1 protein-coding gene and 1 pseudogene are annotated in these 963 nt (G+C 64.1%); both read right to left on the bottom strand.

Annotation, left to right across the window (positions count from 1 at the left end):
• A partial coding sequence (locus OP496_RS18065) for a glycosyltransferase family 2 protein (protein ID WP_280565344.1) occupies positions 1 to 616 on the bottom strand: 616 nt, incomplete at its 3' end.
• Positions 609 to 963, bottom strand: a pseudogene (locus OP496_RS18060) (hypothetical protein); the annotation flags it as partial. The gene OP496_RS18065 and the pseudogene OP496_RS18060, both read right to left, overlap by 8 nt.

Raw genomic sequence — 963 nt, 5'->3', positions numbered from 1 at the left:
GGTAACTCACCTGCACGGGCAGATTCTCGACCGGGCGCGCGTCCCATATCCAGCGCACGGGCAGTTCGGTGTCGAACTGCATGCGGTCTCCGCAGGAATGCCGTTCGACCAAGTGATTGGTTGCCGTTACCGGATAAAGCTTGACGCCGCACATGGTGTCGCGCAGCGCGAAGGAAAGAGTGTTCAACCACACCAGCGAATGGGTGAGGTAACGGGCGTAGTAGCGGTGCCGAGGCACGCTGGCGTCGAAACGCGGATAGCCGATGCGCAGCGTCATGTCGTCGGCATCGAGGCCGGCGAGAAACGGCGGCAGGTCGTCGGCGTCGTGCTGGCCGTCGGCGTCGACTTGCAGGGCGTGCGTGAAGCCCAGCCGCTGTGCCTCGCGCAAGCCGGCCTTGACTGCCGCGCCCTTGCCCTGATTGTGCGGCAGCTTGAGCAGATGTGTGTGGGGCGCGCCGGCGAGGCGCTCGAGAACGGCGGCACAGGCAAGCTCGCAACCGTCGTCGATCAATAAAAGGGGGACCTCCAGACGGCGTAGCGTCTGACAGGTACGTCCCACCGCGTCGGCGTGGTTATAGACCGGAATGATGACACAGGCGCGGGCATCGTCACGCATGGCACGCGCCCTCCGGTCGCGTCAGCGTCAGCGTGCCGGTCCCGTGAGTACCGCGCTGGCTGGTGAACGTGAAGCGTAGTCGGGTCGTCATGTCGTTGTTATGAGCGTTGTTGTGGATGTCGTGATGAGCGTGGTGGTGAGCATTGTCATGAGCCGTTGCATGCGAGCTGTCATGCGTGGCGTCGAGCATCAGGGTGACGCGTTCCCCCGGTAGAAGCAGCAGGGGAAACTTGATGCGTACCATATCGCGGCATACGCCGTGCAGGCCGAGGCTTTCGCGTGCGGCTTGGAGTGCCCAACGGACCATGACGATACCCGGCACCACCGGCTGCGTCGCGAAATGGCCC

This window comes from Chromohalobacter sp. 48-RD10 (assembly GCF_029889785.1).
GTDB lineage: Bacteria > Pseudomonadota > Gammaproteobacteria > Pseudomonadales > Halomonadaceae > Chromohalobacter.
This window is presented reverse-complemented; position numbering and strand designations above follow the sequence as displayed.